A 6,697-nucleotide genomic window follows, 5' to 3' on the forward strand; every position below is an offset into this window, starting at 1 on the left:
TTTCCTGCTTGCCAGAAGCGAGGCTAAAGCCTCGCACTACAAATCTTTTTATTATTCGTGTTCATTCGTGGTTATATATTCCCTCTGTGTTCTCTGTGACTCTGTGGCTATATCCCTGAACGGTTACTCCTGATTTCTCTAAACCATAGTTTATACTAAAATAATCATATTGTCAATATTTTTTTTGCAAGTATTATTCCCAGACAAACATCTTTAATATTAATCCAAAAATTACGGCAATAGATGTACTGGCAATACTGTCAAATAAACTATATTCTTCTTCTCTTTCTTTGGAAATGACCATTCTGGCAATAAGGATAGTGGGGATGAAGAGAAAGAATAGACTGGGCATAAGAATTAAAGTCATAATCAATAGTCGCTCGATTATTCCGTATCTTTTAGTCTTTAATGCCTGAGATGAGTAATCCTCACTAATCATCTTTTTTAAATAATGAATGACTATTGCCCCAAAATAGCCACCGGCAATAAATCCACTTGCCGTTAAGAGTATAATTTTATCCTTCAGCACGCCTCTTGTAAATTCAGGTATTTTGATGGTAGATTCAGGGATAGAAAGAATAATTAAGGTAATAAACCACATAACAATTATATGTAGAGACTGGTCTAACAAAAACATCCAGAGGTTATCTGTCTGTGTTTTAGTCGTAATGACTATTCGGAGATAATCAATCAGGAAATGGGAGATTACGAGGATAAAGATTGCCAGCCACATCTTGAAACAAAGGATATAAGGGAACAAGAAAAGAATAGCTATTAGTCCCACAATTCCACAGTGGAGTAAGACACCCCATTTACTCCTTACCTTCAATTTGAATAATTCATTAAATTGTAATGGATAATCTGCGATTAAATGAACTAATAATAATTGATAAAAAATAATCATTTTCCCTCCCTCACTACTCTAATCATTACCCACATCTTTTAGTGGACAGATTAGATAAAAATTCCAAATTCCAAGCACCAAATTCCAAATAAATTCCAAATCACAAATTCCAAATTCCATTTAGTGAATTAGTGAATTAAGCGAATTAGCGAATTAGTAAAATCTAATGTAACCGTTCAGGATATAGCCACAGAGTCACAGAGAACACAGAGGGAATATAGCAGTTATTAGTCAAAATTTTACTCAGAGTGGATAAGGAAAAAATCCCAAATTCCAAGCACCAAATCTCAAATAAGCACCAAATTCCAAGTCCTAAATACCAAACTATGGGGGGTAATGTTTTGAATTTTGGTCATTCGAATTTGTTTGGAATTTGGAATTTGTGATTTGGAATTTCATAGCCATATCTATGTTAAATTTCGATTAATAAGTGCTATAATTCGTGTGCATTTGTGGCTAATTTCTCTAATTCTCTGTGAACTCTGTGCCTCTGTGGCTGAACGCTTACAATCTAATCTCTAATTCACTAATCTCTAATTCGCTTTTTGGTATGTGGAATTTGGTGCTTATTTGAGATTTGGTGCTTGGGATTTGGGATTTTTCCCTTATCCACTGTGAGTAAAATTTTGACTAATAACTGCTATAGTAATAGTTTTAGGTAGTTTCTTACAGAATAAAGCAACCTCTTGAGCAAATTGATAAGTTCTTTCTTCTAAATCATATTGTTTGGAATTTTGAATTTTGGTCATTGGAATTTATTTGTATTTTGGAATTTGTGATTTGGAATTTTGCCACTCACTCCGCTCTCCTGCAATCTCTAATCTCCCCTTCATAGTTTATCCTTGCTTACCTCATCTTGTTACCCAACTTGTGGGTAATGATTAGCTCACTACTCGCTCCTCACTACGGTAATCAATCCTTCGTCATACGCCTGCAAAAATGCCTTGACTACATCAGGGTCAAATTGGAATCCAGCCTGCTCCTTTAATTCATCTAACGCCCGTTGATGTGGTAACCCCTGACGATATGGTCTATCTGAGGTCATAGCATCAAAAGTATCGGCAATGGCTAATATTCTCCCCATTAGAGATATCTCTACATCTTTTACCCCAGAGGGATACCCTTTTCCATCATATCGCTCATGATGTTGTAAAATACCAGGAATAATAGCATCTAACTGTTTTATTGGCTTAATAATCTCTTTCCCAATATCGGGATGTCTTTTTACCTCGGCAAATTCTTCCTCTGTCAATCTACCAGGTTTTCTAATAATATCTTCATTAATACCTATCTTGCCAATATCATGAAGTAATCCTGCCAATCTAATGGTTTCTTTTTCATTTTCATTCAAATTTAATTTCATTGTAATTGCTTGAGAATATTGCATTACTCGTTCACTATGGCCTCTGGTGTAAGGGTCTTTGGCTTCAATCGTGGTCACTAAGGCTTTGATACTATTAAAAAATAGCTCTTTCAGGTCTTCATACAACTTTGCATTTTCAATCGCAATTCCCTCTTGATTAGCCATTGCCTGCAATAATTCTAAATCAGCGGTTGAAAATCCCTCATCCCCAATTTTATTGATTGCCTCGACTACTCCAATTACCCTATCTTTAATCAATAATGGCACACATAGAAGTGATTTCGTCACGAACTTAATTTCTTCATCAATCTTTCGAGAAAATCTCGTGTCCTGACTAACATCTTTGATGGAAAGGGACTGTTTATTTTTAACTACCCAACCCGCTACTCCCTCAGTAATAGGTAATTTAATCTCTTTTAACTCATTCTTTTTCTCGCCAATAGCAACCTCAAAAACAAAATGCTCATCTTCGATTAACATTAACGAAGATGCCTCTGCTTTCATCAGTTTAGTCGTCAGTTCCATAATCAAGGGTAATAATTCCTTTATTTGCAATGTCGAGTTGACAATTTGACTAACTTCAATTAATGATTCTAAATCATAGACTCGTTGACAGATATTTTTAAAAGATTTCTCAAATGCATTAAACTTTTCGCTTGTCCCAATTTTTCCCCTTATCTCTTCTAATTGCCTTTGGGCTAATTTTATGTCATCTTTCATATCTGATATAACCTCTATTAGGGGATATTTGTCCCCATCATAAGATATTTATCAAGTAACGGAGATATCTCTTTAATAAAATTCTCCTCGAGGGTGACTATGTTATCTATTTTTCCCTTTTCAACAAGACTACTGATTCTAATCATCGCGGCAACACTATCTTTTCGTCTTATTTGATCAAAAACTATATTCAATTGTTGAATATAATAACTATGCGTATTCCTTTTACCAACTCTAAACCAGTAGATTGTAAGGAGTTCGGCATCTTTTTCTTTAATATATAATTTATTACATCCAATCTTTCCCTGATTAATTTGAATTTGAACTATCTCTTTTTTAAGAAACTGCGTCCCTCCCCCTGTAAGACAAATCTCTGGTGGATGAAATGCCTCTGGATTGACACTACTTGCCACGATAAAAAGTAAAACCGTATCCCCCTTTGTATTTGTGTATGCTCGCAGAAGTAAATCACTCTTCCTTAACATCTTATAAACCCTCTCTTCAATAGGGTAGTCCTCACCCTTCCATTCACCAATTATTTTTGGAAAATGTTTTAGATTGGTTTCTCTAATCGGTGGTGAAGGTAAAGAAAGAAAAATTATAATTAATAACGCCACAGATAATAAAACTATGACTATAGTATAATTTTTTTTAGTTTCCATCTTTTCCCTTTTTATGCCAGGTTAAAACCTTTCCAATTGCGCCTAATCCTATTAAGGCGATGATAAATACCAATAATCCGGCGAGGGTATGCGTTGGTTCTGTTAATGCAGCCTCATGACCATAGACATAAGTGATGAGTGTCAGGAAAATTATTCTCACGATATTAGATAAAATAGCCACAGGTACAGCAGAGAAAAATAGAATAATTCTCCTTAAAAATGATATAGATAAAATATTGGCAAATAGTGTCCCTAAGGCTAAAAGTGTAATTAAAGATCTGAGTCCACTGCACGGTTCACCAACTTCAAGGAAATCATCCGGTAAATTTATTCTTGCTCCTTCCATAGATACCGGGATACCCATTAAATTTATAGAGACAGTCGCCCAGTAGGTTGCAAACATCTTAAGATGAAATGTTAAAAAAAGCGTAAATACCTCCGGCAGAGGAACCATAAAAACCAGGAAACTTATTGGGAAAATAAGTTTCCTGGTCATTTTAGCCCCTAAAAGATATAAACATAGTCCAAAAATGACAATAATAAGTGAAAAACCGCTGACAAAGTCTATTAAAAAACAACGGCTTACCAGATGAATTAATAATCCTGCACAAAATAGTATTAATCCTTTTGCACAGGAGATAACTGGTATCTTTTTTAACTCATCCTTCATTTTCCAGATTAAGAATAAGGAGACAATGGGAATTAATGGACCATGAGTATAGTTTGACTCCCCTTCTAAATATTTATATTTCATCCAGAAAAAGGTTGGTAAATACACGAGGATGACCAAAATAACCACTATCCAAACTTTTATCTTTGACCGGATAATCATAACCACTTACTCTTTTCCTAGTGTCGTGTTGAACAAATAACGCACAGAATTTGATTCTGGTAACTGGTGATTGGTAACTGGTAATTAAATACCGTTCGGCTGCTCTCAGGACGAAGTTATTTAACCAATTACCAATTATCCGTTTGCAGGTTATGAAATCTGATGATACTCCGTGCAAAACTTACTCAACACGACACTAGCCTCCTACCTACTTTTTCCCTTCCGCATCCGTCCATAAGTCTAATAAATCCAAAGCATTACGCCTCTGGCAATTTTTATTTCCATAAGGCAATTTTTATTCACCACAGAGGTTTAGTTATAAATTATGGTAACCGTTCAGGATATAGCCACAGAGTCACAGAGAACAGAGAGGGAATATAGCAGTTATTAGTGAAAATTTTACTCAGAGTGGATAAGGGAAAAATCCCAAATTCCAAGCACCAAATCTCAAATAAGCACCAAATTCCACATACCAAAAAGCGAATTAGAGATTAGTGAATTAGAGATTAGATTTTACTAATTCGCTAATTCGCTTAATTCACTAATTCACTAAATGGAATTTGGAATTTGTGATTTGGAATTTCATAGCCATATCTATGTCAAATTTCGATTAATAAGTGCTATAATTCGTGTCCATTTGTGGTTAATTCCCTTAATTCTCTGTGAACTCTGTGCCTCTGTGGCTGAACGCTTACAAATTATGTTCCTGAAGGAAATTGCTTGCCTTTTTTAAAAACTCTTTTTCTTCTTTACTCAAACTATCCATTCCTTGACTGGATATCTTATCTAATAAGGTATCAATCCGTTCTTTGATAAGACGGACTTCTACCTTTTTGTTTTCTGTCGTTTTTTCTTTTCTCTTATTTTTTGCTTCCGCAGTGATTCTTGTTATTTTTTCCCAACTTAAGATATTCTTCAAATAAAGGTATCCAACTACCATCCCGCCTAAATGAGCGAAATGGCCTATGCCATCAGGTGTATGCTTTATACAAGCGAAGAACTCAAGGACTCCAAAGAGTATAACGAAATGTCTTGCCTTCATTGGAAACAACCCAAAAAGTAATATGATATTATTCGGAAACATCATTCCATAAGCGACTAATATGCCAAAGATAGCGGCTGATGCGCCAATTGAAGGGATAGTTGCATTAGGGGATAAAAGGCAGGTGGCTATTCCACCACCGATACCTGTTAAGAAGTAGTAGCGAACAAATCTCTTTGTTCCCCAGACTGCCTCGATATTAGTTCCAAACATCCATAAGGCTAACATATTGAAGAGGATATGAAAAACATCCCCATGTAAAAACATATAGGTAAAGATTTGCCACAGCATAAATTCATGAAAAACTCGTATTGGAATTAATCCCAAAAAACCAATAAGTTGATTTAAGAAAAATAATTGGACTATGAATATAATTCCATTAACGATAATCAGTTTTTTTACTCCAGAAGTCAATCGATAACCAAATCCTGTTTGATAATAATATGGATACATACACCTTACCATCCTTTTGTATTCACTTTATGTATAGCAGTTATTAATCAAAACTTTACTTAGAATGGCTAGTGTCGTGTTGAGTAAGTTTTGCACGGGGCATCATCAGGTTTCGTAACCTGCAAACGGATAATTGGTAACTGGTAATTGGTAATTGGTTAAATAGTTTCGTCCTGAGATCAGCCGATAATCCCTCAGTTATCAGTGGTAAAAACTAAATAGAAATTTTCTCTCGCAAAGACGCAAAGTTCGCAAAGATTATAATTTATTCCTTTGCGTTCTTTGCGCCTTAGCGGGAAATTTAATCTTTATGCCTTTCTCCCACCAATAACTGACCGATTACCTCAGCCGAACGGTATTTAATTACCAGTTACCAATTACCAGTTACCAGAATCAAATTCCGTGCGTTGTTTGTTCAACACGACACTAGAGCCCAATTTTTCTAATCTTCTAATCTCTAATTCGCTCATAAATCAATCGGCTCTATGTCAAATTTCGGTTAATAAGTGCTATAAGCGTTCAAGTCGTGTAAGAAAAGGAGAGTGAAAAATGAGGGGTGAAGAATGAGCAGTAACCATCTGAGTGTTGACACCTGATGGCTGAACGCTTACAACAATTTATTATCCTTTAACCACACCAAGTGGTCTTAATTTAGCTACTCGTCTGGCGATGCCGGCATTATGAAGGACATTAACTACCTGTGTAACATCCTTATATGCCT

At 35.3% G+C, this 6,697-nt stretch carries 8 protein-coding genes; all 8 read right to left on the minus strand.

Translation table 11 applies throughout. The features are described from left to right. Positions 1-193: 193 nt before the first annotated feature. The gene (locus AB1414_13215; protein ID MEW6608383.1) at positions 194-904 is read right to left on the minus strand and encodes a DUF3307 domain-containing protein; all 711 of its coding nucleotides are present in this window, start codon (positions 902-904) and stop codon (positions 194-196) included. 605 nt (positions 905-1,509) lie between these two features. Beyond that, positions 1,510-1,653, minus strand: coding sequence for a hypothetical protein (locus AB1414_13220; protein MEW6608384.1), 144 nt, complete (start codon positions 1,651-1,653; stop codon positions 1,510-1,512). A gap of 140 nt (positions 1,654-1,793) precedes the next feature. Beyond that, on the minus strand, positions 1,794-2,987 hold the full coding sequence (locus tag AB1414_13225; protein ID MEW6608385.1) for an HD-GYP domain-containing protein: 1,194 nt from the start codon (positions 2,985-2,987) through the stop codon (positions 1,794-1,796). 17 nt (positions 2,988-3,004) lie between these two features. Continuing rightward, positions 3,005-3,649: an exosortase C-terminal domain/associated protein EpsI gene (locus AB1414_13230; GenBank protein ID MEW6608386.1), complete on the minus strand. Its 645-nt coding sequence runs from the start codon at positions 3,647-3,649 to the stop codon at positions 3,005-3,007. Further along, entirely contained in the window at positions 3,639-4,403 is a 765-nt protein-coding gene (locus AB1414_13235) for an exosortase/archaeosortase family protein (protein MEW6608387.1), read from the minus strand. Before AB1414_13235 ends, AB1414_13230 begins: the two co-directional genes overlap by 11 nt. Next, positions 4,393-4,659: a hypothetical protein gene (locus tag AB1414_13240; GenBank protein MEW6608388.1), complete on the minus strand. Its 267-nt coding sequence runs from the start codon at positions 4,657-4,659 to the stop codon at positions 4,393-4,395. The genes AB1414_13235 and AB1414_13240 overlap by 11 nt, the downstream gene beginning before the upstream one ends. Positions 4,660-5,172: 513 nt before the next feature. Beyond that, on the minus strand, positions 5,173-5,976 hold the full coding sequence (locus AB1414_13245) for a rhomboid family intramembrane serine protease (GenBank protein ID MEW6608389.1): 804 nt from the start codon (positions 5,974-5,976) through the stop codon (positions 5,173-5,175). Positions 5,977-6,596: 620 nt separating this feature from the next. Then, a partial coding sequence (locus AB1414_13250; protein MEW6608390.1) for an RtcB family protein occupies positions 6,597-6,697 on the minus strand: 101 nt, incomplete at its 5' end.

It is taken from the genome of bacterium (genome assembly GCA_040755795.1).
GTDB lineage: Bacteria > UBA9089 > CG2-30-40-21 > CG2-30-40-21 > SBAY01 > JBFLXS01.